Consider the following 23,795-nt stretch of genomic DNA (forward strand, 5'->3'; position numbering starts at 1 on the left):
TCCGTTATGCAGCATGCGCGTGTGAATAACGCTGAATTGAAAGACCATCTGTACTGATATCAGTCTTATGATTCAATACGATGTCACTGATTAGTTTTCCTGAACCACACGCCATGGTCCAGCCTAGAGTACCGTGACCTGTATTCAAGAACAGATTTTTAAAGCGAGTTGCGCCAATAATCGGTGTACTGTCTGGTGTCATTGGACGTAAACCAGTCCAGAAAGAGGCCTGTGCCATATCGCCGCCCGGGAACAAGTCCTGAGTCACCATTTGCAATGTTGCACGGCGGTCTTCATTCAGGCCTAAATTAAAACCGCTTAACTCTGCCATTCCACCTACGCGAATACGTTGGTCAAAACGAGTAATCGCAATTTTGTAGGTTTCATCAAGCACTGTAGATTGCGGAGCAAAAGCAGGGTCAACAATTGGAATCGTCAACGAATAACCTTTCACAGGATATACAGGCAACTGTAGATCAAGTGGTTTCAAGAAATCACGTGAATAGCTACCAAAGGCTAGAACATAACGATCTGCGGTTAAAACCTTGCCATTTACCTGTACGCCTTTAATTTGATCGCCTTCGACAATCAATTTTTCTACGTTCTGGTTAAACTGGAAATTAACGCCCAACTCTTTAGCAATTTGAGCTAAAGCATTGGTAAATAAATAGCAGTCGCCTGTTTCATCATTTGGTAAGTGTAAACCACCCACGAGTTTATCTTGTGCATTTGCCAAAGCAGGCTCTACACGACCAAGTTCATTGCCATTTAATAATTCGTAGCTTACGCCGCATTCTTGTAGCACGCTAATGTCACGTTGAACCGCTTCCATTTGTGCTTCTTTACGGAATAACTGCAACGTGCCTTTTGCACGGTTTTCGTAGTTAATGCCTGTATCTTTTCTAAGTTCACGTAAGCAGTCACGGCTGTATTCAGCCACGCGCATCATACGTTCTTTGTTCACAGCATAACTTTGTGGATTACAATTTTTTAGCATTTGGGCCATCCACTGTAACTGCCACATGCTGCCATCTAAATTAATCGCAAGCGGTGCATGATGTTGAAACATCCATTTCACAGCTTTAAAAGGAATTCCTGGTGCTGCCCAAGGAGTCGAATACCCAGGCGAAATTTGACCTGCATTACCAAAACTTGTTTCTTCGGCAGGACCTGACTGGCGATCGAGAACAGTAACCTCAGCTCCTTGTTGAGCTAGATAATAGGCACTTGCCACTCCAATAACGCCGCTACCTAAAACAATTACGCGCATTTCCATTCCCTCACGCACACCAGTTTATTTAACTAGTATATTTCTGCTTCAATAGTTTATTTCACTGTTTTTCAGGCTATAATCTAGGTAAATTTATGTTTTTCTCGCGAGAATTTAAAAAAAAGAGGAAATATCTATGCGCCCCTTAGATCGTATAGATCGCATGATTCTGGACATTTTGCAGCACGAAGGACGAATTGCGATTAGTGAATTGGCATCGAGAGTTAACCTGTCGACCACCCCTTGTTCAGAGCGTGTAAAACGCCTAGAACGCGATGGCATTATCATGGGTTATTACGCTCGCCTAAACCCAGCCTTTGTGGACCGTAACCTGCTTGTCTTTTTAGAAATTAAGTTATCTGCCAAATCAGGCGATGTGTTTGATCAGGTAGCCAGAGACCTCGTTGAGATTCCTGAAGTGCTTGAATGTCACCTTATTTCAGGCGAATTTGATTACCTCGTAAAAGCGCGTTTAAAAGAAATGAGTGCATATCGTCGCTTATTAGGAGATCTGCTAAAGAAACTCCCTGCTTCGGCATCGTCACACAGTTATGTGGTTATGGAAGAAGTCAAAGAAACTCTATATCTAGATGTAAGCAAGTAAAGCGAGCATTAATTGAAATCGCTTTACTCACCTTTTGGAAATTAGAAATATTTTAAAATCGAAATATGTTTATTTTGATGTTTGAACTTCGAGAACCACTTAACTGCTGGATAGAGCGCAAAAGACAACACAATCGTGATTAACCATAGCATCCACACATGATTGACCGACAAATAGTTTCCGTAGTTAGCTCCCCACACACTGAGTGCAAACACATACATGAGTTTCAACACATATAAATGCAGTAAGTAAAAGAACATAGGCACCGAGCCAAACACCACCAAGGGTTTTAGAAATGAATATTGCTGCATACGCTCAAAAGCAACGAGCGCAAGCAAGCCAATTCCAACATTCAGCAAAATAAATAATAAAGACGGCGGATACTTAGTGAGGTTAAAAAAGCTCATGAGACTCAGTTGTAATGACTCAAAATGTTGCCACGGCTGGTCGCCATAGACGTTGATAAAACGCAGTAAAACAAACAATCCAATACTTACTAAACCAAGGCTGAGTAAAGCACGGCTTCTTTGATTTGCTGAATATTTTGAACTAAAGAACTGACCTAACGCATAGCCCAATAAAATCACGCCAATCCAAGGTAAAACAGGATAGCTTGTGCGAAGCTTGATGCCTGCAATCTCAATCCAACCACGGTCATGTAAAACAAACCATATATTTTGTAAGACGCCTTGTGAGAAGTGCACTGAATCTAGCAGGTTGTGCCCAAAAATAATAACCAACGCTGCACCAGCAATGACTGGTAACGGTAAACTCACACAGCACGCTAGCACCACCATGCTAATACCAATCGCCCAGATCACTTGTAAGTAAATGACTTCGGGTGGAAAAGTCGCTGTCCATGCAAAGTTCACTAGCGTGAGCTCTAACACAATCAAAAATAAGCCGCGTTTTAATAGAAAGGCACGCGTTTGTTGTAAGTCTTGTTTTTTTGATTGAAATAAAAAAGCAGAAATACCCGTTAAAAGTACAAAAACTGGAGCACAAATATGGGCCAATAAACGACTGCCAAATAAAGCCGGTTCTGTTACTGTTACGTCCATTGGGTCGGTAACCTGTTTATGTAAATAGAAAGTTTCTCTTACATGGTCGAGCAACATAATGATGATGACCAGACCTCGTAAAGCATCAATCGACTGTAAACGTTCAATATTTTTTTCTATAGACATAGCGGTAATCAACAAAATAATGTAACGTTATACTATTACATTTAATACCTTTTGTCTTTTTATGGCTGATTATTTATGCGACACAAATTAGGATTGCTGTCTTCGTTAGGTCTATCATTTATATCGACACTCACTTGGGGAGAGGAAACGTCAACGGTACTTGAGACCATACGTGTTCAGGCTGAAAGTACCCGAGAAGATGTGAGCCAAAATAGCTCGGCAACTAAATTTACTCACGATGTTTTAGATGTCCCTTTTAACCGTGCTTATCTTTCTAAACAAATGATGGAACAACAAGACGTTCAACGGATTGATGATGCATTAAGCTTAGTGAGCGGGGTTTTTCATCAAAACAGTTTCGGTGGTGGCTTTTGGGATAATTACTCTTTCCGCGGTTTTAGTACCGATCCCAATTTAGGTGCGGCTATGATCCGTAACGGCTTGAGTGTTAACCGAGGAATTAGCGCTCCAAAAGATGTAGTGAATATTGAATCTTTAGAGTTTTTAAAAGGACCAATGGCGGCTTTATATGGTCGCGGCGAAACAGGTGGTTTGCTGAACCTCAACAGTAAAAAGCCTCAGTGGGAAAGCGAAAGTGAAGTTAACCTACGTGCCAATACTCAAGAACAATATCGAATTAGTCTGGAGCATACCGCGCCTATAAATGATGAACTGGCCTATCGTGTAGCAGTGGCTCACGAAGATAATCAAAGCTTCCGTGATCATGTCAGCAGTGAACGCTGGTTCTTTTCACCACAGCTTACATGGAAAATTTCAGACCAAACGCAACTCGACTTTGACAGTGAATTTACTGAGCATAAAGGAACCTTTGACCGTGGGGTCAGCACAGTCAATCACCAATTTGTGATGGACCCGAAAACATTTACAGGTGAACCTGACGACGGCGATTTGAAAATAAAAGATTACTTTTACCAATTACGTCTGAGTCACGAGTTTAACCCTGACTGGAAGCTAAATAGTGCAGTCAGCTATAAAGACGCCAAAATGGTCGGCTTTGCAACCGAACCACGGCGTATGCAAGCCGATGGTCGTACTTTAGAGCGCCAACGTCGCTATCGTGATTATACAAGTGAAGATGTTCTAGCTCAGACAGAGTTACTAGGTAAGTTTGATACTTCTTGGGCTCGCCATGAAATTTTACTTTCAACCGAGCTTGGTCAACTCGACTATCAACAATATCAACTGCGTCGGAACCATGATTCAAACTCTCCCACTACAGTGAATACTATTGATATTTACCAACCTGAATATGGTAAATATTTACCTAGCTTAGCTCCATTTACCAACACTAAAGAGCGCCAACGCTATTTTGCACTGAATATACAAGATCAGATCTTTTTCAATGACCAGTGGAGCGTGTTACTCGGTAATCGTTTTGATCAGGTCGAACAAGACTTTAAAAATCATATAAAACAGACCGAAGACAACCAGACACTTCACCAGAATAGTCCACGTTTCGGAGTAAATTTTAAAGCGTCTGAGCAATGGGCGTTTTATACAAACTATGGTCGCTCATTTGCCATGAACAGCGGTATGAACCGAAATGGACAAACCTTCGCTCCTGAAAAAGGCGAAAGCTATGAAGTCGGCACCAAATATAAAATAAACGACCAAAGTGTGCTGAGTCTCGCTCTGTTTAAAATGAAAAAACAGAACGTGCTAACGACAGACCCAATCGACAAAGACTTTCAAACCGCAGCAGGTGAAGTGAGTAGTAAAGGGGTTGAGTTTGACTTAAATAGCCAAATCAATGACCGCTGGTTCGTCAATGCCAACTATAGTTATACCGATGCTCAAATTGAAAAAGACCAAGACTTGGCAAAAGGCGCTCGTCTGAGCAATGTTCCAAAACACCAAGGCTCCGTAAACACCAATTATGAGTTTCTACAAGACGGCACAAGAAAAGCAGGTGTAGGCGCTAACCTTACTTATGTAGGCGAGCGCAGCGGACATAATCTTGATAATGGATTTAATTTACCAAACTATACGCTGGTCAATTTAAATGGCTACTATGCTCCATCTGACCGCTTACGCTATCAGCTCAATGTAAATAACCTGTTTGATAAAACCTACTATGTCTCAAGCTATAACGATTTATGGGTTCAACCAGGTGAACCTCTGAACGCCTCAATTTTGGCACAGTGGAAGTTTTAATTCATACATAAATAAAAAGCCCGAAAACTTTCGGGCTTTTTTATTAGAACATACCATTTTCATTGACGAGCGGGTCGGGCTGTACTTGCCCAATATCCCAAAACTCAGCAATTTTACCCTTTTCAAAACGACAAATATGAACCACAGCCAAGGTGGTTAACCCATTCATCTGCATTTCAAGTTTTGAATGCACTGCAACCAAATCGCCCTCTTCAATGACATGTTGAACATCAAAGACTTTGTTAGGCGTTTCAGCCGCGCTTTCACGCATCCCTTCCTTCAAAGAAATCGCATCACCCGCATAATAAGGATTGTGATGCTTGAAGTTTGGCGCGGTGTAATTGCTATAGGCTTCATCGACTTCACCCGCTGCGGCAAGCTCTAAAAACCGTACTGCAATTTGTTTTTGAGATAAGTTCATTTTTATCTCCTACTTTTTATTTTAGACCTTACTGCAACAGATCTTCTTCGTCGTCTTCCTCGAAGACATAGGCCATACAGCCCCATCCATCATATTCGCCCTGAAATTTCTCAGCGATACTGGCAAACCATTGTTCCAAGTCAACAATATCTGAATACTCAGGTTCCATGTTAACGAAGATGGTAATCACCCATTCATTTGGCTCAACAGAGTCATCTTGAAAAAGTGAAACTTTTTGTTCTTGGTAAAGCAAATAGAGTGCACATTGCTCTGCATTTTTCTGATCATGAAAAGCAATAGAAAATTCAATTTCATGCAGTTCGGTTAAATCATCCCCGTCTTCAGCCATTTGCCAAAGTACATTGCCGTTATCGTCATCTGGAAATTGTTCGTAGTCACGAGTCATAAAGTGATCCTTGTTGTTGTTGCGGTATTAATATTATTCGACATCAAGAATACCCGACTTTTATTGCAGTTTGGGTATATATTCAGTTCCCAATTGCATCAAATTAATTTTTTAATTATATAAATTTTAAAAAGGCACTTGTGACTCAATCACCACGTCCGTTCCATTTAAGGGATGTTGGAAAGCCAGATAAGCAGCATGTAAAGCCATACGGCTTAAATGAAAACGTTTAGGCTCAGGGTGATACAACTTGTCGCCCATAATCGGATGTCCAATATGCATCATGTGCACACGTAACTGATGCGAACGTCCTGTTACTGGTTCAAGTAATACTCGACTTTGATCGTTCTTTTCATCATAGATGAGAGGTTGAAATAAGGTTTTGGCATGTTTGCCTAATTCAAAATGCACAATTTGTCTTGGGCGATTTTCCCAGTCGGTAATGAGTGGAACTTCAACACTCCCTTCTTCTGTGACTTGGCCTTGTACCAAAGCAATATAATGTTTTTTGACTGTTCTGGCCTGAAACATTTTACTTACCGCAACTTCTGCATCGCGATGTTTGGCAAACATAAGTAGGCCCGAAGTCGCCATATCTAAACGATGCGTGACCTTTGCTAAAGGAAACTTTTCTAGCACCCGTAAATAAGCGCTGTCATGATGCTCAGGTAAACGCCCCATCACTGACAACAAGCCTGCAGGTTTATCAACCACAATCAAATCATCGTCTTCAAATAAAATTGAAAGCGGATCTTGTGGCGGAGCGTAAACAAAGTTGTCGTTTAAAGGCATGGTTGTAGAAGCAGCAATGGAGCATGGCGGCAAATCATAAAGAAATTTCGGTTCTACCGCAAAATAATCTATAATGCTCTACTCATGTTCCACGTGAAACTCAGAAAATCTTTATCGTTTTTTATTCATTTCAGCCAAAAGATCGAGCTGAATTTCTTGAATATGCGCAAGTCTTTCCCACTGATGCGATAAAAGGTGATCCATTTTTTCATGCAAATGGCGAATCTCAAGTTCGGCTTTTAAATTAATTTGATAATCATGTTGAGAACGTAAACGGTCTTTTGCTTCTTGGCGATTCTGGCTCATCATAATAATAGGTGCCTGAATCGCAGCTAAGCAGGACAAAACCAGATTAAGCAAAATAAAGGGATAAGGATCGACGGGACGGACTACCATCACTACCGTATTTAGAATAATCCAGCCTGTCAAAAATAGAGCAAAGCAAATGAGAAAAGCCCAGCTACCACCAAATGTCGCGATCTTATCTGCTAACTTTTCTCCAAATGTCCAATTCTGATCAAAATCCGACTCTGTATTTCGGCTAATCAGCTCATGGCGTTGCATACTGCCGATCACTTCATTTTCTAAATTAGATAACTCACCCTTTTCCGAGCGTAATAGGGACTGCACATATTTAACTCGATAATCTGCCAGATCGGCCCGACAAATAAAGCTTGAGTAATTCCAATCTGGATAGCCTTTTAAAATTTCATCACTAATCACATTACGAATGACTTCACCAGACACTAGATCTTTTAAAGGAAAATTTTTCCCACAAACGGCGCACTGCCGACACTGATTTTTATTCTCCATATTATTCAGCTCTTTATTATGATATTAAGATTATTATATAAACAATTTTGGCTGATCACATCGTAAATAAAAATAGTAATCTAACCTAAAATCTGTAAAGTCGCTGGTACGATTTTTCGATGGGCAGGAATTACAGGTAGCATATACAATCGCCCAAGCCAATTTTTAATATGCACTATTGTAGTTACGGTAAGCACTTGGGTATCTTCATTTTTATAAATAGATAAAGTCACATTTAAGTGCTTGTCATCGTCTCCAATCACTAATTCATTTTCGGTACGCTGCAAAAAAGTAAAAATTCCAATTCGATCGCCTGCCACATATTCATTTTCTTTTTTATTCGAATCAATTTTCTGAAAACTTCCTAAATCTTTAAGCCCAATCTTTGAAGTAATTTTATTACGCATATTCATGCTCCACTCTACCCACTGCGGAGTGTGCTGGAATAGCTTAATAAGTTGCTGAAATACATTTAGGTCGGGCTGACCAAGCACAATGCTCCACGAGTCGTGGAAGTAGGCATTGTTCAATTGAGATGAGATTTGACTATCGGCAGGTAAAGCAGAAAGATAAGGCTTATTCATAAATTATATTCTTGTAAAGTATCGTTTTTATTATAAAGAATTTTTTAGGGTGTCAAGGGAAAACATCTATGGTTTACTTCAACAATCATAACTTTGTAAGTTATAACCTTGTGCCTATAAACTTTTGATCTATAGCGTCCTAAGCCGAATCGAGACCTTTTGGGTGAGTACACACTAACGTTATACGTTTTGGTGCATGCTACTCTTTTCGATCCCTATCACACCCTTGAGATATAGTTTAGCCAGCACCCTGCGGGATTGTTTTTCTAAGAAAAGCGAATTTTTATTATTTTTGGGAATTTTTACAACATTAAGCCAATTTAAAAGAATTTATTCCCATTTACATATAATTAGTTAAATTTAAATTCCACTTTATTTGTGTTTTTCGGTTTATTTTACCAAGTTATTAATTATTTTGAGTGACAGTACATCAAGCTATAAAAATTAAGTCACCCTTCACTTTTTAACCATGAAGGGCAAAAATCTTTTATGAAGAAATAAAACCATGTTTACGGGCATAGCAAACAGTACATAACGCAATCAGGGCAAAAACTAGCATAAACCACGGAAAAGAAGCTGCTCCAAAACTTTCAAGCAGTCCCCCACCTATCATTCCACCAAATGCGATAGCAAGGTTAAATACCGTGACCAACATCGACTGTGCTACATCTGCTTCATGTCCCGCAGTATTTGCCAGAGCTGTTTGTAATAGTGTTGGAGCCCCACCAAAAGTGACTCCCCAGAACCCAACACACGCCAGTACGATAAAACTTGAAGAACTATAAACACCTAATAGCGCTGTTGCGATTGCAAAGATAAATAAGCTTATAAGCGTTATTTTTCTTAATGAACGGTCGATAAACATGCCTGTAATGAGAATGCCTACAATTGAAGAAATGCCGAATATAAACAGGATAGTCTCAACGTTGTATGGCTGCCCTGTTGAGGCCAAAAATGGTGAAATATAAGTATAAAGAATGCTATGAGCCAATATCCAAAGGAAGACGACTGCTAAAATAGCTCTAATGCCCGGCATTAAAAGAACTTTTAAAATGGGCAACTTTTTCTGTGCTGACTGCCCTGCAAAATCAGGAATACTAAAACGAATCCAGACAAATAAAATTAATGCCAGTAAAGACATGATCCAAAACACGCCACGCCACTCAAACAGCGTTCCCAACCATGCACCCAAAGGAACGCCAATTGATAAGGCAATGGGTTGCCCAACCCCAGCAATTGCTAAAGCTCGTCCTTGATAAGATGTAGAGACCATACGTCTTACATAACCCGCTAGAAGCCCCCAAATAACACCCGCTGCCATCCCTGCAATAAAACGAGCAATCAAAGTCAGAGTATAGTCATTTGATAAGGCAGTAATCGCGTTAAATAAAAGTAACCCTGCAATCGCACTGAGTAATAAGGGTCTCCGATTCCAACTACGGGTAAGGCTAATCAGCGGTATTGCCGCCAAAACCGAACCTAAGGCATATACTGCAATAAGCTGCCCTGCATAAGCTTCTGAAATATGTAAGCCTTGACTGATTTGGGGCAAAAGCCCTGCTGGCATGGTTTCTGTCATGATGGTCAAAAAGCCTGCAACTGTAAAAGCCAACAATTTCCAAATCGGTAATTGAGCAGAGAATTCTTCAGTTAACTGATGAGATGTTTCATTACTCTTCATATTCATAAAGCTTTACTCTCACATTCTTTTACAGCGTACTTACTCTGCTCTGTATTGCTATAAGCTTGTTTTATCAGGTTAGGATGGGAAGACATTTGTTCTCCATGTGAACTAGAATTATTGTTCTGGAATGATCATTCCAATTTAAGTTAAATAAAAACCTTAACTATCCAGCTCAGCTCAACAATAGTTAAGGTTCAATTGAGTTTTATAAAACGTTTAAAGCAACCTCGACCACATCCATTAAACATTGCTTTCTTTGTTCAAGTGGGCTGCCTTTCCCTAAAACACGTAATCCTTGAATAGTATTTACAAAAAAACTCGCTAACGCGCGCGGGTTTTGGGTAGAAGAAATTTCACCTGAATGTTGAGCTTTAATTAATAAATTCTCTAAAGCATGTTGTAGTTTCTGTAGGTTACTCACAACAAATTGAGCGACATCTTCATCATGTCCAGCCAGTTCCAAACAAGCATTTGCGACAAGACATCCTTTATGTTCTGGATCACTTAGCTCATCTTCAACAATATTAACAAGTAATTGTCGAATAAGGGCTTTGGGCGAACCTGAACCAGACAATAGCTTCACATTGTTAAGCGTGGTTAAAAGTTCATAACGCTGTAACGCTTTTTGATAGAGCCCTTGCTTGTTTTGAAAGGTACTGTAAAGGCTACTTCTAGATAATCCTGTACCTTCAACTAAGTCTTGAACTGAAGTCGCTGCATATCCATGACGCCAGAAAACATGCATGGCTGCATCAGCAATTTCATCAGTTTCAAATTCTTTGGTTCGCATAAACACACTTAACAGGAACGATCGTTCCAATTAATTTAAGATAGAGTGATAGAGAAGTCAAACTAATAATTCTTTCAACAGCGCATGTTTAGCCGAATAACTCATGTAAAGCTGACTCCCTAATCCCCGCTTTTAAGCATTTTATTCTTTGGGTACTATTCTTAGAGATAACTTTTGCGCTTGAATACATTATAAAAACATATTATAAACTATTTCTAACCAAATAATTGGTTTTTTGGAACTTTATAATGAACAACAATATTATAATTTTTGGTTATGGAACAGGTATTTCCAAAGCCGTAGCACATAAGTTTGGTAAAGAAGGCTATAAAATCGGGTTAGTGGCACGTAATGCTGAAAAACTCGAAAAAGCCATTTTAGAACTTAAAACACAAGGTATTGAAGCTTACGCTTTTACATGTGATTTAGCGGTTCTTGAAGATATACCAAATCTTATTAATCGTATTAAAGACCGATTAGGAGAGATTAAAAATATTCATTGGAATGCTTTCCATGATATTGAAGGAAATATCTTAGAAACCCCTCCACTAGAGCTTACCAAAAGCTTTCATATTCGTGTTTCGAGCTATATTGCGACTGTTCAAACTTGCTTAGGTGATTTAGAGAAGAACCACGGCAGTATTTTATCAACAAATGGAATTTTTGCTTTCGATGCAGTGGGTATCGACTTGGTGGCTAAAGAGTACTCATCATTAGCAATTACCGCTGCCGCGCAATACAAAACCACCAACTTACTTGCTCATAGTCTAGCGGACTCAAATGTTTATGTGAGCCAAGTAATTGTGAATGGTTTCGTTGATGGGACTTCTGGAGCACAAGATAAGACCTACACGGTACATCCAGAAACCATTGCGGAGCAGTTCTGGTACTTACACCAGCATAAACAAGAAACTGTCTCTCTTTGTGGTGAAGCCATTCAAGCTGCTTAAAATTATTTCTTATGACAGAAGAAGCGTAATAAATTACGCTTCTCTGAACTTTTTTAATTTTATGTTTCTATGCCCCAGAAATATTTAATTATTTTTCATACTCTGAAGGATCAATTGTGTATTCTTTGAATAAAATTGAACGCACAGAGTCTTTTATACGTTCATCATGTTTAATAATTAAATAAATATCTTTTTTAGTCAGAGGAATTTCTTTTAGTAAATCAGGCAAGTCCTTCGACCTTATACCACTGACTTCACTAGGTTGTTTTAAGATATCTGGGTCTTGTTCTTCGAATTTAAAATCTACACCTTGTAAATTGAAATAAACCATAACCCTTCTGTTCAAAGAGTCACTATCATCATATAAAACAGTACCTTCTGGTAAAATATAATATTCTGGCAAAGTGCTATTTTTCGAATATTTACCTTCAAACGAATATATCTTTAAAGGTTTTTCTAAAACATGAATTTCGGGTGTTTTTGTGCGGTTCCAGAAGTAATAATTTAATAAGGACTGTATGATGAAAATTGAAATTAGTACGGTAATTAATAAATTCTTTTTCATATCCTCTTCTTATTAAAAAGATCTTTTATTATTTAACTACAAATTCATAGGTTTTAGTTAGCTTATCATCGCCTCGCCCATAAAAATATGTATTAATTACAATTTTGTATTTTCCTTTATATTTAGGAATACCTTCTATTTTTATGTGATTGTATCCATCTATATCATCTACGGGAGTAATTTTAACTCCCTGATTTTCCGGAATATTAGAAGTTAATTCAAAATGTTGTTCAGAGACTTTTCCACCTGTAATTTTTAATTGTTGGGTATATGTTTGCCCTACGTAAGCAACTGGAAGACTTTCAGGTTCAACCGTATATTTATCCTGACATCCGCCCGTAAGTAAAAAGGGAATTACGCAAACTATCCAGAAAAATTTTATAGTCTTAATCAAATTATTGTTCTTCCCATACAATTGGAAATTTTTCTGATTTAGAGATATTACCAATCATTGCAGAGAAAACCGCTTGGCATTCTAAATTAATTTTTTTAACTGAACTTATATGTATAGGCTCACAGCTTCCATTATCATTATTTGAACAAAATTCTACAGATACATCAATTTGGTTATTCTCAAATCTATCGATATCCACATCTAATGTTTGCTGAGGATCAATCATACTTTCACAAATAAACTTTTTTGATGATGATTTTTTTATTTTATTTAAAACTTCCTTACCTTCAATTTTCATAGCAAAATTTAATTTTTCATTGCTTTTCATAATATGATCTATTGTGAAATTTGAGATTTTTTCACTACATCCAGTTAAAAAAATTAGTCCTAATAGATAAAGAAATTTTTTCATTCCAAACTCTATTGAAAATTGGGTTTTCTTATAGCTTCTTTTGATACCAAAATACTATCTACCACAACTTTACTGCTTTGTAATAAGCTACCAAAGACTACTCTACAAGACATATTGCTAGTTAATAATTTTTCCAATTGGTTCTTAGCGATACATACATTCATTGATTCATCTTCGCAAACTTTGAAGTATCCAGACAAAGTATATTTTCCATTCTTTAACTTTTCTCCTTCAACTGAGATAGCACCTACAATAAGATAATTTTTAATATTATCGCACTTAAAATGTGAATATTTATAATTCCCGTTTTGATAAAAATTCTTTAAATCATCAGTTGTTTCTAAATTAAATTTAAAAATATCACCACTCATACCATCCATATGAGAATAAGTTAAATTCTTAAGGGCCATATCTTTAAAATTTTCTTTCTCATTTTTGGCTAAAGGATTACAACTTGACAATAAAATGGATAAAATAATTAAAAAATTTCTCATAAATTATTTATAAATCTTTGAAATATTTTATTTAGAATTAACCTTGTAAGTATATTCCTTTGTAAATTTTCCATCACCACTACCATATATTCCACCAGAGATTTTAATTTTAAAATCACCACTATATTTTGGAACCCCATAAATAACTAAATGATTATATGCATCAGAAACATCTTGATTTATTGGTTTAACAACAACTCCCATATCCTCTTTAAAATCTGTAGTTATTTGTACAGTATAAGGTATAACTACACCTCCACTTACATCTATTTTTTGATTATATAACTTACCCACTGTACCTGCAGGGATTTGATTGGGTTCAACTGGATAATCCTTCTTACCACACCCAGAAAGCACAATAGTAAGAAATAAAAATATAAAAGACTTATTCATTAAAAAATTTCCTTTTTAATAATCATGGCAAAAAAAACTTTTTTTTCAAAATTATACAATGATAATTTTGACTTAATCACTTGAGTGTTTACTCCCCATGAGAATGCTTTGAGTTTTACATCAGTTTTATAGGGGTCCGTTGAAGAAGTTATAGCTTTTCCATTAGGTTGTTTTAACTTATCTGTCCAAACAATCCAGTGGTCTGGTAGACTTTGCGTTCCTGAACTTGAACCACTATTTAATAAGCTTGCGGATATCAAAGTAACTATATAATAATCTGGACCAGCATACTTATTAATCTCACCAATTAAAGTAGGATTATAGCCAGTTATATAAAATGGAAAAGTCTTTAGAATTTTAAACCCTGAACTTTTAAACCAACTTTCCATTTCCCACCAAGCGGTGATACCTGCAACTTCTTGACTAGGATCTTTTAATTGGAATGCTTTATTCTCAGATTCTCTTAAGCTAGCTAAAGTTATCCAATCAATTGGTGGAATTTTAGGTAATTCACCATCATAAAAATTCTTTACACGCCGACATCCACTTAAAGATGGCTTAATCTCTAAATTACCAATTTTTGTAAGCCCCTTCTCCCAAAGTTGTTTTACTGCCAGTTTATATTTAGTAGGGCTTAAATTAATAAGGCAGAAAAAATATGCAGCAGGACCACATAAAGAAGCATAAGATTGATCAGGTAGTGGCTCATTTAAACGGGCCTGTAAACCTGCTTCAATCTGTATCTTTGAAAACGGATCCTTAGCCTCGCCAGGCTTACAGCCAGGATCTATACATTGAAAAATTCTTTCTCTACTCAAATTGAGCTGGAATGTGTTTTTCGAATTATTATCTTTGATAACTTTAGTCACATAATTAGCTTCATTATACTGTACCTTACTTATATTAGTATTCTGACTAAAATTTGCAGAAGTATAAGATTCGATCTTATCTGGCACAATATAATTACTTAATACTAAAGCTTCTTTTCCACTTATACTTAATCGATATAAGTCAAGAATAATTACACAATCTCTTATACTTTCGATACCTAATTTATTATCATCTATCTCAGCAGATCTTGTTTGATAAAGATTATTTCCTACTTTTTTGAATTCCTTACTTGTAAAAAGTATCGAAGTTTCTGCTTTATTTGTTACGGTATTGTAAACATACAGCCTATATTTCAATAAGCTAGTTTTTACATTTGTTTCCAAAACAACATAAGGGTAATACTTTGCCATTATTATTTTTACTCTATATCAATTTTTTCATCTTTAAATAAATGAAGTGATATCTCTTCTGGTTGGTAGGATTTAAATAGATCTGTATATCCCTTATCATCCGTACGGCCTTCTACAATATCTCCATTAGGTAAGAAAGCGATATATTTATGATTAGCAAAGTTATTGCCATCTTTATCTTGCAATAAATATCTCAAGTTATATTTATTAATTTCTCCTAATACAGGCAATGCAGGAACATTAGCATTCACACTCCCGCCCCCCATAAACAAATGCTGCCCAGCCTTCACCTCAAATTTGCCACTTGTGGTCATAAAAATGCCAGAACCAGTAATTTTGACTTGAGAGCCACCTGCGGTGAGTACAATTTCTTTGGCTGCTGTGGCCTCAATTTTGTCTTCAGTCGAAATCACCTGCACAGCTTTACGGGCAATTAAATCTGCTCCATCGCCTTGTGCTTGTATCTCGACTTTACCTTTGCCTGCATAGAGTCTCGCCCCTTCTTGAGCCGCAAAAAGACTAATTTTATTTTGGGCATGTGCAATTAGGTTCTTTTGGGTAGACAGGTTAATGCTATCTCCAGCAGTTTGATTTAACTGCCCATCTGCGCTTAAGTGAATGTCTTCGTTACTGCTCAATGCAACACTATTTGGGCTCGCCAGCAGCATAATCGCCTCTTTAAAGGTTTTAGCTTTTGCGTTGTCTTGCTGCTCAAGTTTTTCAATAAAAGATTTTAGGTTTTCTAAATTTTCTAACGGATCAGTTTGCTGATTTTTGGCAACTTCACTGAGTGCCTTGGCATTGCTAAGGCCGCCTTCGATTTGTTGTTTGGCCTCATTTGCATCGAGGTGTACACCTTGGGCTTGGTCCTGTTTATGAGTGGTAACGAGTAAGCCACTACCCGCTCTTACTGCGCCCCACTGGTCTGTTCGTAGCTCAAAACCTTCACCACGACCGTCACTTTCCGCCTTATCTTTTGGATGGCTTAAGTTACCCAAGTTGAGCTGGCTGGCCGCATGGCTGCTTTGTAGCTGGGCACTGATTTGACCTGTCGTGTCATCAAAACGTAGCTGGTTAAAACCTTTACCGTCGACTTCTTCTGAGCGGATGCCGCTAAGTTTTTTAGTGTCAGGTAGCTGGCCTTTTTGGTCAAACTGAGTTGGGTGGCGTTCGGCTTCATGAATACGACCCACCACAAATGGGCGGTCAATATTGCCGTCAAAGAAGTCGATGACCACGATCTCACCCACGCGAGGTAAGAACCGTGCGCCATAACCTGCGCCCGCCCACGGGGTCAGCACATCAACCCAAGCGGAGTCAGTGTCATTGTCGTTACTTCCTGCCCCACCGTCATGACTATGGTCATCTGTTCGGGTAAACAAGAAACGGACTTTAATGCGTCCCCACTGGTCAACATGAATGCTTTCACCTTCCAACCCCACCACTCTAGCGCGTTGCGGATGAGCAGCTGGTCGGTGCTCTAGCGGGTTATATTCAGGCACCGCTTTAATATTGCGACGAACGATATTCAGCTCAGCAAAGTGGCGCTGCTCAGGATTTTGGCTGTCGAGTTGGGCTGCCTTAAACTTGTCTTTTGGTAATAGTCGCTCAAGTTGCTGTTGTAATTCTTTCGGTAAATTGTTCTGGTTGTAGTAGTGCTTGCTTAAGATTAAAAACTCTTTATCGGCACTGTCATGCTGGTCGAGTTCAGGGTGGTCATTCAGTTCGAACCAGTAACCGACCTGTGCATCACGGACGTTACCTGAAACGGTAAATTGTTTCGAACTCAGGTGATGGTAAGCATTGATGTGCTGGTTAAGCTGTTCAATCTGGCTATTACCAGAAGCGGTGGCTTGGTCTTCACCGTTTAAGTCCTGCATCCACGCTGGGCTAACGTGCCATGCATCTTCAAGGTTTAGGCTGGCATTGTCATAGTGTTCACTGTGCTTTTGTGTGCCTTGTACGCTGCCACTACCTTCTTCTTGCTGGAGGGCATCAGCTTGCCAGCGTTGCACATGAACCGAAGTTGGTTGTAAGCGGCGCTCTGCCTTGACTTGGGTAATGGTATCGAACTGTTCTGTCGCACTGCTGCGTTGGTAACGTAGGCTACGGCGTTCAAGCGCCTGATAATTTTGGTTATCGTCAATTAAACGTAGCACTTGTGGCTGAATGGAAGCATTCGGGTCAGCGACAAAAAGTTGCGATTCATCGACCAGCCAGTTAATGCCTTCGCTACGCCATAAACGGGTTAAAAAGTCATAATCGCTTTCGTTTGACTGCATCACAAATGGACGCACATCGTAGTCTTTGGTTAAGCCAGATGTATCAAGCGTTAAACTTGAGGCAAATAACGGGCTTTTCCCCTGCCATTCTTTAAACAGAATTTCGCTAATATCGCGCACGCTTTTGTTCATAAACACGCGGCTATTACGGCGTTTATGCCAGAGTGCTGTTGGGTCTTTTAAGGTGAGGTTATAAATGGTGAGTGAGCCGTCGCTTTGACCTTGGCTGGCTTCGGTAATAATACCTGTTGTTCTAAAAAACTGGCCTGTGTCAGTGACTTGATCTACGGCAACCTGACAGCCAATAAATTGTTTTAATGCAATATGCGCGTTTGTCGACAGACACAGTAACTCAGCAACGCTACCTTGGTTGAGCGTATGTTCGCCCTCGATGCGTTGCAAGAAGACTTGCTGATTTAAAGACTGATTTGAGAATTGGATATGAACAGCGCGATTTTGTGAAACAAGGCCTAAACGCTCCAATATACTCGACACACTCATCTGCATTTTTATTATCAATCAAACTTATATTTAGGCCGCATTTTAATTAAAAAAAGACTAATCTGTCTATCTATACTCATTTTCAAAATGTAACTAGTCTAAATATGCATTTTTAGGTTAATTTCTTATTAAATAGGTATTTAAACCGTAAAATCAGATCATTTTAAAATGCTATAAACCACCCAAATAAATTCAATATTTTTCTTTTATATTCAAATAGATATTTAAGAAAGCAACCACTCAAATTAATAAAATTCAGGATGAGATATGAAAATAAAAAAGTCTGCTTTTTATATATTTACGGTGATTTTCTCACTTCATTCTTCAGCATTTGCTGAACCAAGTGTGGCCGATATTCAATATCGTGCAGAACAAGGGCAATCCGTTGCTCAATATCATTTGGGGATGATGCTTTTAAGTGGCGAACAAGGCGTTGTTAAAAATTATGAGCAAGCGTTTAAATGGCTAACTGTGGCTGATCAAAATGGAAGTATGGGGGCAAAATATAGTTTAGGGATGATGTATTACACAGGCACGGGCGTCGAAAAAGATGCCAAGCGTGCTTTTGATTATTTTACTAAGGCTGCGGCCAAGGGTCATGCTAAAGCGCAATATAACTTAGGGGTGTTATACGACAGAGGTGAAGGAACTGCGCAAAATTATGTGCAGGCGTTTGAGTGGTTTAGTCGTGCTGCCAACCAAGGCTACCCACCCGCAGAATATAATTTAGCTCATCTATATAAAAAAGGTCACGGCGTCGCTCAAAGCGATGAGCAAGCCCTTAAGTGGTACACCAAAGCGGCTGAGCACAATGAAAGTGATGCCCAGTACAACTTGGCTCAGATGTATTTAAATGGTGAAGACACGCCGAAAAACCTACAACTGGCAAAGAAATGGTTTCAGCAAGCGGCCAATACAGGCGATGTTGATGCGAAAGAAATGCTTAAAAGTTTAGAATAAGGTAGCTACCTCTATAATATTTTATTTATAAGATGATGAATCTCTATTATTAATAACATTACACTTACAACTTATTTTATTATTTATTTTTTCTAATTAAATATAAATATTAATTCTATTATTTTAAAAATAAATTTAGTTTTATTATTAAATCAAAAAATATTTTAAATATTAAATTGACGTAATTAAAATCACCAATTATTATCTCGTTGCTGGCCACATTGCCAGTCGGTTTTGACAGACCGTTGATCCACGGCGGGTTATAGTACAATCTATAAGTCGTTAGACCCTTGCGTCCCCTTTTCTTTGCGGTAGGACGGATGGGGGACGCCCCGTGCGTGCTGGTTCCATGGATCCCAGTCTGTCAACCCCCTTTCGTTCTACCACCATAAATTAATTCGCGGTAATCTGGTGGTAGGACTCCATAAATTATAAGGAGTTGATCATGACACTTTTCAAACTTATTCCCTCTTTAGATTAATTATTTTATTTATTTAAAATTTAGGTTTTCTATTGTCTATTTTTTAAATTTATAAATTATTTTTATTTTAAAATTTCAATTATTATATTTTCCTATATTTATGGGAGGATCAATTACTACCTAAAAATTATTTTAAACCTTAAAACCAATTATATTTTCATTCTACTCATAGATATAAATCATTATGAGAATAATATGACAATTTATAAACCTATTTTGGCTTTAAGTTTGGTTCTAAGCAGCTAAGGTTTTTCAGTTTGCAAAGTCCTGTTCTCCCACGGGACTTTGCCCCTACTTTTCTGAGCACCATGTAGCGGTGTGACAAAAGTAGTCTGGCTAAGCGTTTGGCTTAGCTCCTCTATCTCTGTGTTGCAATATTTTATTACTTTAAATCAGCGCAAAAGATTAAAGTCTGTTGTGGCACAGAGGCCAAGAGGAACTAAGAATAAATATAGAGGACTACTAAATTTTTTATGAGTTTTTCTTCAAATTTTCAATATAAGTGCTTGTACTGCCATCCCAATAGCAGTGTATGCAGTGTCCTTCTTTAAAAACATGTTCACAATTTACATATCCATAAATTATGGAAGTGCATTCAGGGCACAACGAGGCCATTCTAGATTTACTTTTGAAGTATTGGCTTCCGCATTCATCACACTTTTCACAACTACTCAGCATGGATATATCTCGATTTAAAACAGCACTTTTAAAAGATTATGATAAATCAAAAAGAAATCTTGTACGTTTTATCCTACAAACTTTTAGGGATTTTGCGGATTGGCGACACCCTGCTTTTTTCCTATGATGAGTTCATACAGGAACAGGATGTTCCGGAACACAAAACAACAATAATAGGTTCATACACCAGGAGCGTGAGATACGACAGGAGTCATATCTAGCAACCAAATACGAAAAAGCTCGACAGGATGTCGGGCTTTTTTTATATCTGAATATTGGAAGATTTTAGGGATTAAAAATCTCAGGTAGGCTATCTGCAAGAATATTAGGAATGTTGTTTGGATAAACAGTCTCGTTGGTTTGGCTTAGCTCATCAAACGTCCACCAACGGCTTTTACTAATCACAAGTTTTTCATGTTCTGACCAGTTTGCTGTATTCATTTCTTCATTTTTAATAAAAACAATAAAGAGTCTTTCTTCAGAAATCACAACTTCTGCGCTCGGCAACATCATTTCAAAATTGCGTGTTGCAACATGAGTACCTACATTTTGTCGTACTACACCTAACTCTTCATAAAGCTCTCGGCAAGCTGCTTGCTCGAAGGTTTCCCCTTCTTCAAGCCCGCCACCTACGGTTGCCCAATATGATTGTCCAGCCAAAGCATCATTTGTATGAGTAAACTGAAATAACAGGATTTCATGATTTTCATTAAGAACTAATAGTCTTGAAGATTTTCTAATACGCATTTGATTTTTTTCTTAAAGTAACAAGTTGGCTATTATTCATATTCACTTTAAAAAGTTAAATCATTTCTGAATGTACGCTTTAACCTACAAACTTTTAGGGATTTTGCGGATTGGCGACACCCTACTTCTTTACTATTATGAACTCATACAAGAACAGGATGTTCCAGAACATAAAACAACAATAATAGGTTCAAGCACCAGGAGCGTGAGATACGACAGGAGTCATATCTAGTACCCAAATACGAAAAAGCCCAACAGGATGTTGGGCTTTTTTTATTGCTATTTAAAGTGATGTTTAGGCTAAAACTATAGAGGACTATGCGCCTGTTCTTGCTTTTTATGACGGATCCAACGTACCGCTAAAATAACCGCAATCAGCACCACAACTGCAACAAGTGCAGGCACTAACAAAGCTGAAACCGAAAGTAAGATTGCTCCAATCCACTCCCCTGTAGCGACAACAAAATTCCCTAAGCCACCCGTGGTTGCAGTTGAAACACCACGTGCAGCAACGGTACTCATTTGCACCACACCAGCCGTGCCACCGCCTACAATAATCGCTGCCGCCCAACTGGCAAACTGAGACATTTCTCCACTACTAACCGCCATCGTCGCTAATGTACCCGCGATCATGGCCGCAGGAGTTGCGACTGTGTCTAAGGCATTATCGACCCACGGAATATAGTAAGCCGCAACTTCACACACAGTTGCCACGCCTAAAGCTAAACACACCGATGGCAGAGCTAACCATTCAAAACCTCTCGATGGCTCAAACCATCCCATCATAGTGGCAATGCTCATGACCAGTAGCGGTACAAACACGCGAAAACCGCAGGCAGCGCTCAGGCCCACGCCAATACATAAACCTAATATTGTTTCCATAACGGTTTCCTTTTCATGCCCATCACGGGTCTTGTTATGTAAGTCTTATTTTTAAATTAGCAAAAAGCCCCATCGGGTGACAGGGCTTTTTGTTAAATGCGAACGCAAATATTATTTCATTCTTAACGTTTAAATTGCGTGCAGTAGCATTTCGTGCAAGGTGGTAAAGGGTCGGTATTAATTTCTAAAAACACTCTATGTCCGCACTGAGCACAGAAATAGAAGCCTGTTCCGGGTTTTTCGCCAGCTGTTACCATGATTACATTCCTATAATCGTATATATATTAAACAGGAATATAACCCACTTAAAGTGAATGTCAATTGTCCATTTCGCCCGATGATGATGGCATAAATGCAAAAAATGTTATTTGTACGATTTATCTTACACAGATTTAGGGATTTAGCGGATTGGCTGCCTCCTGCTTTTTTTTCTAATATGAACTCATACAGGAACAGGATGTTCCGGAACACAAAACAACAATAATAGGTTCATGCATCAGGATCGTGAGATACGACAGGAGTCATATCTAGCAACCAAATACGAAAAAGCCCGACAGGATGTCGGGCTTTTTTTATATTCTTATTTTTCGGCTGAATAAGTTTTTATCAAACTAATAAAATTACATAAATTTGATATCAAAATATACCTATAATGCTTTAACTATCAATAATCTCACACATAAGCGGGGTCATGCCTGCAACGAGGACAAAAATTTTCAAAATGTCCTTCATCTGTCCAATCAACCCTTACAATTTCTGAGTTGGGCCACATAGTACCGCAAATAGAACATTGCATCTCTATTTCATCAGACTCTTCATTTTTACAATAAGTACATTTATAGCCTGTAGAGCTTGATTCATCAAAAATCATTGTTTCAAGATTACACTCTGGACATGTCAGAATGTCAGTAGGAAATTCAGCCACTCCTCCATTTTTATAAATCAAATAATTTATTGTGTTTTGAAATTCTTTAACCTTATCAAAAGCTAACTTCTTTTTTATTTCATCATAGAATAAATTACGGTTATCACCTATCTTGCGTAAGTCAAATTGAATAACATTTTTGGAGGACTGATTTTTATTATAAACCTCTGTTGTATCTCTAACTTCCTTAACCGCATTATCCGATATTTGAACATTTAAATAATCTGAAGCATAACTAAGAAATTTTTCAGAATCATACATTATAAAATTTTTTATTCCTCCTACATGCGATGCTTCATCAATTAATTCTGGTCGTGGCTGATTAAATTTTTCGCCTGATGCATCATATTTTCTCCACCAATCTTCTTTTAAATCATTTGTAATAAAAATAACATCGTTAATACTCTCATTTTGCTTTGAGTATTCTAATATTTGATGCCACACCATAAAATCACCAAACTTTTTTTTATAAATTAATTTCGAATCTATGCATATATCAACTTTACCCTCGTCCAAATAACCAGGCGGTATCTTATTTTTATACCTAGCTTCCGCAATTTTATACAGTTTATCTAATTCTTCTTGATTCTGAGGTGGTTTACCCACCTTATTTTCAAATAATAATTCCAATTTTTCTTTTAAACTATCTTGATGAGATAAATGTTGCTGACTTGACTTTAAATTGTCTAAGTCAGTATTAAAATCCTTAATTAAAGTATCTATTTTTTCAACGAATCGATCTATTTTTATTAGAGAGTGTCTTTTCCTAAGTTGTAGTTTTTCTAATTCAGTACTTAAATTTTTTGAAGTTGAGTTCAATACATTTTTAGTCTTTGAGAATAATGATTTCTGTTCACAAATCACTTCTAGTCTATTTCTTTGAAATTCTAAAGCAACATGGTGTGGTATCCATATTCTATTTGAGATTTTATCAAGAACCTGTAAAAATTCATTTTTTGTGTCTTCTTGATAACGATATAAGTTTAATAAAGTGTTTGTATCAAAAACAAATAATGCATTTTCCCAAATATCTTTATATTGCTCAGGTGTATAAAAATAATTGTACTGCTTAAACATATTTTTCATAGTAAAATATCAATATTAAAAACCCCATCATCAAGATAGGGCTCTTTTGAATAATTTTCAATCAGTTATAGACTAAAT

General features: G+C 37.7%; 23 protein-coding genes and 1 pseudogene. 4 read left to right on the forward strand and 20 right to left on the reverse strand.

Annotated elements, in window-relative coordinates; genetic code table 11:
* Positions 1-4: 4 nt before the first annotated feature.
* Positions 5-1,270, reverse strand: a complete 1,266-nt coding sequence (locus tag KIP84_RS18040) for a D-amino acid dehydrogenase (protein ID WP_049064659.1) — start codon at positions 1,268-1,270, stop codon at positions 5-7.
* 136 nt (positions 1,271-1,406) lie between these two features.
* Between KIP84_RS18040 and KIP84_RS18045 the strand changes: the two genes are divergently transcribed.
* Positions 1,407-1,874 (forward strand): Lrp/AsnC ligand binding domain-containing protein, encoded by a 468-nt coding sequence (locus tag KIP84_RS18045; protein WP_002118087.1) that lies wholly within the window; start codon positions 1,407-1,409, stop codon positions 1,872-1,874.
* Between the two features lie 41 nt (positions 1,875-1,915).
* Here KIP84_RS18045 and KIP84_RS18050 read toward each other — a convergent pair whose 3' ends face one another.
* On the reverse strand, positions 1,916-3,061 hold the full coding sequence (locus KIP84_RS18050) for a heparan-alpha-glucosaminide N-acetyltransferase domain-containing protein (RefSeq protein ID WP_213689025.1): 1,146 nt from the start codon (positions 3,059-3,061) through the stop codon (positions 1,916-1,918).
* Between the two features lie 75 nt (positions 3,062-3,136).
* Here KIP84_RS18050 and KIP84_RS18055 point away from each other — a divergent pair, with 75 nt between their 5' ends.
* Entirely contained in the window at positions 3,137-5,236 is a 2,100-nt protein-coding gene (locus KIP84_RS18055; RefSeq protein ID WP_213689026.1) for a TonB-dependent siderophore receptor, read from the forward strand.
* Between the two features lie 43 nt (positions 5,237-5,279).
* On the opposite strand, the gene KIP84_RS18060 is transcribed toward KIP84_RS18055, so the two are convergent.
* The 7 genes from KIP84_RS18060 to KIP84_RS18090 form a co-directional block, all read right to left on the reverse strand.
* Entirely contained in the window at positions 5,280-5,657 is a 378-nt protein-coding gene (locus tag KIP84_RS18060) for a nuclear transport factor 2 family protein (protein WP_151283528.1), read from the reverse strand.
* A gap of 28 nt (positions 5,658-5,685) precedes the next feature.
* Positions 5,686-6,063: a ribonuclease E inhibitor RraB gene (locus KIP84_RS18065; protein WP_069035888.1), complete on the reverse strand. Its 378-nt coding sequence runs from the start codon at positions 6,061-6,063 to the stop codon at positions 5,686-5,688.
* Positions 6,064-6,189: 126 nt separating this feature from the next.
* Positions 6,190-6,855 (reverse strand): RluA family pseudouridine synthase, encoded by a 666-nt coding sequence (locus KIP84_RS18070; RefSeq protein ID WP_213689027.1) that lies wholly within the window; start codon positions 6,853-6,855, stop codon positions 6,190-6,192.
* Positions 6,856-6,966: 111 nt separating this feature from the next.
* Complete coding sequence (locus tag KIP84_RS18075) at positions 6,967-7,668, reverse strand: DUF1003 domain-containing protein (RefSeq protein ID WP_213689028.1); 702 nt, start codon at positions 7,666-7,668, stop codon at positions 6,967-6,969.
* A gap of 80 nt (positions 7,669-7,748) precedes the next feature.
* Positions 7,749-8,252 (reverse strand): DUF2867 domain-containing protein, encoded by a 504-nt coding sequence (locus KIP84_RS18080; RefSeq protein WP_213689029.1) that lies wholly within the window; start codon positions 8,250-8,252, stop codon positions 7,749-7,751.
* 487 nt (positions 8,253-8,739) lie between these two features.
* Positions 8,740-9,939 (reverse strand): MFS transporter, encoded by a 1,200-nt coding sequence (locus KIP84_RS18085; protein ID WP_213689030.1) that lies wholly within the window; start codon positions 9,937-9,939, stop codon positions 8,740-8,742.
* 202 nt (positions 9,940-10,141) lie between these two features.
* Entirely contained in the window at positions 10,142-10,726 is a 585-nt protein-coding gene (locus tag KIP84_RS18090; protein WP_213689031.1) for a TetR/AcrR family transcriptional regulator, read from the reverse strand.
* 248 nt (positions 10,727-10,974) lie between these two features.
* Here KIP84_RS18090 and KIP84_RS18095 point away from each other — a divergent pair, with 248 nt between their 5' ends.
* Positions 10,975-11,676, forward strand: coding sequence for an SDR family NAD(P)-dependent oxidoreductase (locus KIP84_RS18095; protein WP_213689032.1), 702 nt, complete (start codon positions 10,975-10,977; stop codon positions 11,674-11,676).
* An 88-nt stretch (positions 11,677-11,764) separates the two neighbouring features.
* Here KIP84_RS18095 and KIP84_RS18100 read toward each other — a convergent pair whose 3' ends face one another.
* From KIP84_RS18100 to KIP84_RS18130, 7 genes are read right to left on the reverse strand one after another with little or no spacing between them, the layout of a single operon-like run.
* Positions 11,765-12,241 carry a hypothetical protein gene (locus tag KIP84_RS18100; protein WP_032064043.1) on the reverse strand — a complete coding sequence of 159 codons (477 nt, stop codon included), beginning with the start codon at positions 12,239-12,241 and terminating at the stop codon, positions 11,765-11,767.
* A 28-nt stretch (positions 12,242-12,269) separates the two neighbouring features.
* Positions 12,270-12,608: a hypothetical protein gene (locus tag KIP84_RS18105; protein WP_032064044.1), complete on the reverse strand. Its 339-nt coding sequence runs from the start codon at positions 12,606-12,608 to the stop codon at positions 12,270-12,272.
* A gap of 28 nt (positions 12,609-12,636) precedes the next feature.
* Positions 12,637-13,047: a hypothetical protein gene (locus tag KIP84_RS18110; RefSeq protein WP_204085708.1), complete on the reverse strand. Its 411-nt coding sequence runs from the start codon at positions 13,045-13,047 to the stop codon at positions 12,637-12,639.
* An 8-nt stretch (positions 13,048-13,055) separates the two neighbouring features.
* Positions 13,056-13,541, reverse strand: coding sequence for a hypothetical protein (locus tag KIP84_RS18115; protein WP_213689033.1), 486 nt, complete (start codon positions 13,539-13,541; stop codon positions 13,056-13,058).
* Positions 13,542-13,568: 27 nt separating this feature from the next.
* Positions 13,569-13,934 carry a lipoprotein gene (locus KIP84_RS18120; protein ID WP_032064048.1) on the reverse strand — a complete coding sequence of 122 codons (366 nt, stop codon included), beginning with the start codon at positions 13,932-13,934 and terminating at the stop codon, positions 13,569-13,571.
* Entirely contained in the window at positions 13,934-15,175 is a 1,242-nt protein-coding gene (locus KIP84_RS18125; protein WP_032064049.1) for a hypothetical protein, read from the reverse strand. The genes KIP84_RS18120 and KIP84_RS18125 overlap by 1 nt, the downstream gene beginning before the upstream one ends.
* Before the next feature lie 8 nt (positions 15,176-15,183).
* The gene (locus KIP84_RS18130) at positions 15,184-17,964 is read right to left on the reverse strand and encodes a type VI secretion system Vgr family protein (protein ID WP_213689034.1); all 2,781 of its coding nucleotides are present in this window, start codon (positions 17,962-17,964) and stop codon (positions 15,184-15,186) included.
* A 261-nt stretch (positions 17,965-18,225) separates the two neighbouring features.
* On the opposite strand from KIP84_RS18130, the gene KIP84_RS18135 reads away from it, so the two are divergent.
* Positions 18,226-18,918, forward strand: a complete 693-nt coding sequence (locus tag KIP84_RS18135) for a tetratricopeptide repeat protein (protein ID WP_213689035.1) — start codon at positions 18,226-18,228, stop codon at positions 18,916-18,918.
* Positions 18,919-20,362: 1,444 nt separating this feature from the next.
* Here the strand turns inward: KIP84_RS18135 and KIP84_RS18140 are convergent.
* From KIP84_RS18140 to KIP84_RS18155, 4 genes and pseudogenes are all read right to left on the reverse strand, one after another.
* Positions 20,363-20,864 (reverse strand): annotated as a pseudogene (locus KIP84_RS18140) (NUDIX domain-containing protein).
* 266 nt (positions 20,865-21,130) lie between these two features.
* On the reverse strand, positions 21,131-21,706 hold the full coding sequence (locus KIP84_RS18145; protein ID WP_213689036.1) for a DUF4126 domain-containing protein: 576 nt from the start codon (positions 21,704-21,706) through the stop codon (positions 21,131-21,133).
* Between the two features lie 122 nt (positions 21,707-21,828).
* Positions 21,829-21,963 (reverse strand): zinc ribbon-containing protein, encoded by a 135-nt coding sequence (locus tag KIP84_RS18150; protein WP_001983336.1) that lies wholly within the window; start codon positions 21,961-21,963, stop codon positions 21,829-21,831.
* A gap of 416 nt (positions 21,964-22,379) precedes the next feature.
* Entirely contained in the window at positions 22,380-23,717 is a 1,338-nt protein-coding gene (locus tag KIP84_RS18155) for a PIN-like domain-containing protein (RefSeq protein WP_213689037.1), read from the reverse strand.
* Positions 23,718-23,795 lie beyond the last annotated feature (78 nt).

The organism is Acinetobacter sp. BHS4 (assembly GCF_018454425.1).
Lineage (GTDB): Bacteria > Pseudomonadota > Gammaproteobacteria > Pseudomonadales > Moraxellaceae > Acinetobacter > Acinetobacter pittii.

Coding starts and splice junctions, on each gene's coding strand:
- KIP84_RS18085 (WP_213689030.1), bottom strand. CDS start 9,939: ATGAATATGAAGAGTAATGAAACATCTCATCAGTTAACTGAAGAATTC.
- KIP84_RS18150 (WP_001983336.1), bottom strand. CDS start 21,963: ATGGTAACAGCTGGCGAAAAACCCGGAACAGGCTTCTATTTCTGTGCT.
- KIP84_RS18095 (WP_213689032.1), top strand. CDS start 10,975: ATGAACAACAATATTATAATTTTTGGTTATGGAACAGGTATTTCCAAA.
- KIP84_RS18155 (WP_213689037.1), bottom strand. CDS start 23,717: ATGAAAAATATGTTTAAGCAGTACAATTATTTTTATACACCTGAGCAA.
- KIP84_RS18050 (WP_213689025.1), bottom strand. CDS start 3,061: ATGTCTATAGAAAAAAATATTGAACGTTTACAGTCGATTGATGCTTTA.
- KIP84_RS18070 (WP_213689027.1), bottom strand. CDS start 6,855: ATGCCTTTAAACGACAACTTTGTTTACGCTCCGCCACAAGATCCGCTT.
- KIP84_RS18045 (WP_002118087.1), top strand. CDS start 1,407: ATGCGCCCCTTAGATCGTATAGATCGCATGATTCTGGACATTTTGCAG.
- KIP84_RS18055 (WP_213689026.1), top strand. CDS start 3,137: ATGCGACACAAATTAGGATTGCTGTCTTCGTTAGGTCTATCATTTATA.
- KIP84_RS18120 (WP_032064048.1), bottom strand. CDS start 13,934: ATGAATAAGTCTTTTATATTTTTATTTCTTACTATTGTGCTTTCTGGG.
- KIP84_RS18100 (WP_032064043.1), bottom strand. CDS start 12,241: ATGAAAAAGAATTTATTAATTACCGTACTAATTTCAATTTTCATCATA.
- KIP84_RS18040 (WP_049064659.1), bottom strand. CDS start 1,270: ATGCGCGTAATTGTTTTAGGTAGCGGCGTTATTGGAGTGGCAAGTGCC.
- KIP84_RS18090 (WP_213689031.1), bottom strand. CDS start 10,726: ATGCGAACCAAAGAATTTGAAACTGATGAAATTGCTGATGCAGCCATG.
- KIP84_RS18135 (WP_213689035.1), top strand. CDS start 18,226: ATGAAAATAAAAAAGTCTGCTTTTTATATATTTACGGTGATTTTCTCA.
- KIP84_RS18060 (WP_151283528.1), bottom strand. CDS start 5,657: ATGAACTTATCTCAAAAACAAATTGCAGTACGGTTTTTAGAGCTTGCC.
- KIP84_RS18075 (WP_213689028.1), bottom strand. CDS start 7,668: ATGGAGAATAAAAATCAGTGTCGGCAGTGCGCCGTTTGTGGGAAAAAT.
- KIP84_RS18130 (WP_213689034.1), bottom strand. CDS start 17,964: ATGCAGATGAGTGTGTCGAGTATATTGGAGCGTTTAGGCCTTGTTTCA.
- KIP84_RS18145 (WP_213689036.1), bottom strand. CDS start 21,706: ATGGAAACAATATTAGGTTTATGTATTGGCGTGGGCCTGAGCGCTGCC.
- KIP84_RS18065 (WP_069035888.1), bottom strand. CDS start 6,063: ATGACTCGTGACTACGAACAATTTCCAGATGACGATAACGGCAATGTA.
- KIP84_RS18110 (WP_204085708.1), bottom strand. CDS start 13,047: ATGAAAAAATTTCTTTATCTATTAGGACTAATTTTTTTAACTGGATGT.
- KIP84_RS18115 (WP_213689033.1), bottom strand. CDS start 13,541: ATGAGAAATTTTTTAATTATTTTATCCATTTTATTGTCAAGTTGTAAT.
- KIP84_RS18080 (WP_213689029.1), bottom strand. CDS start 8,252: ATGAATAAGCCTTATCTTTCTGCTTTACCTGCCGATAGTCAAATCTCA.
- KIP84_RS18125 (WP_032064049.1), bottom strand. CDS start 15,175: ATGGCAAAGTATTACCCTTATGTTGTTTTGGAAACAAATGTAAAAACT.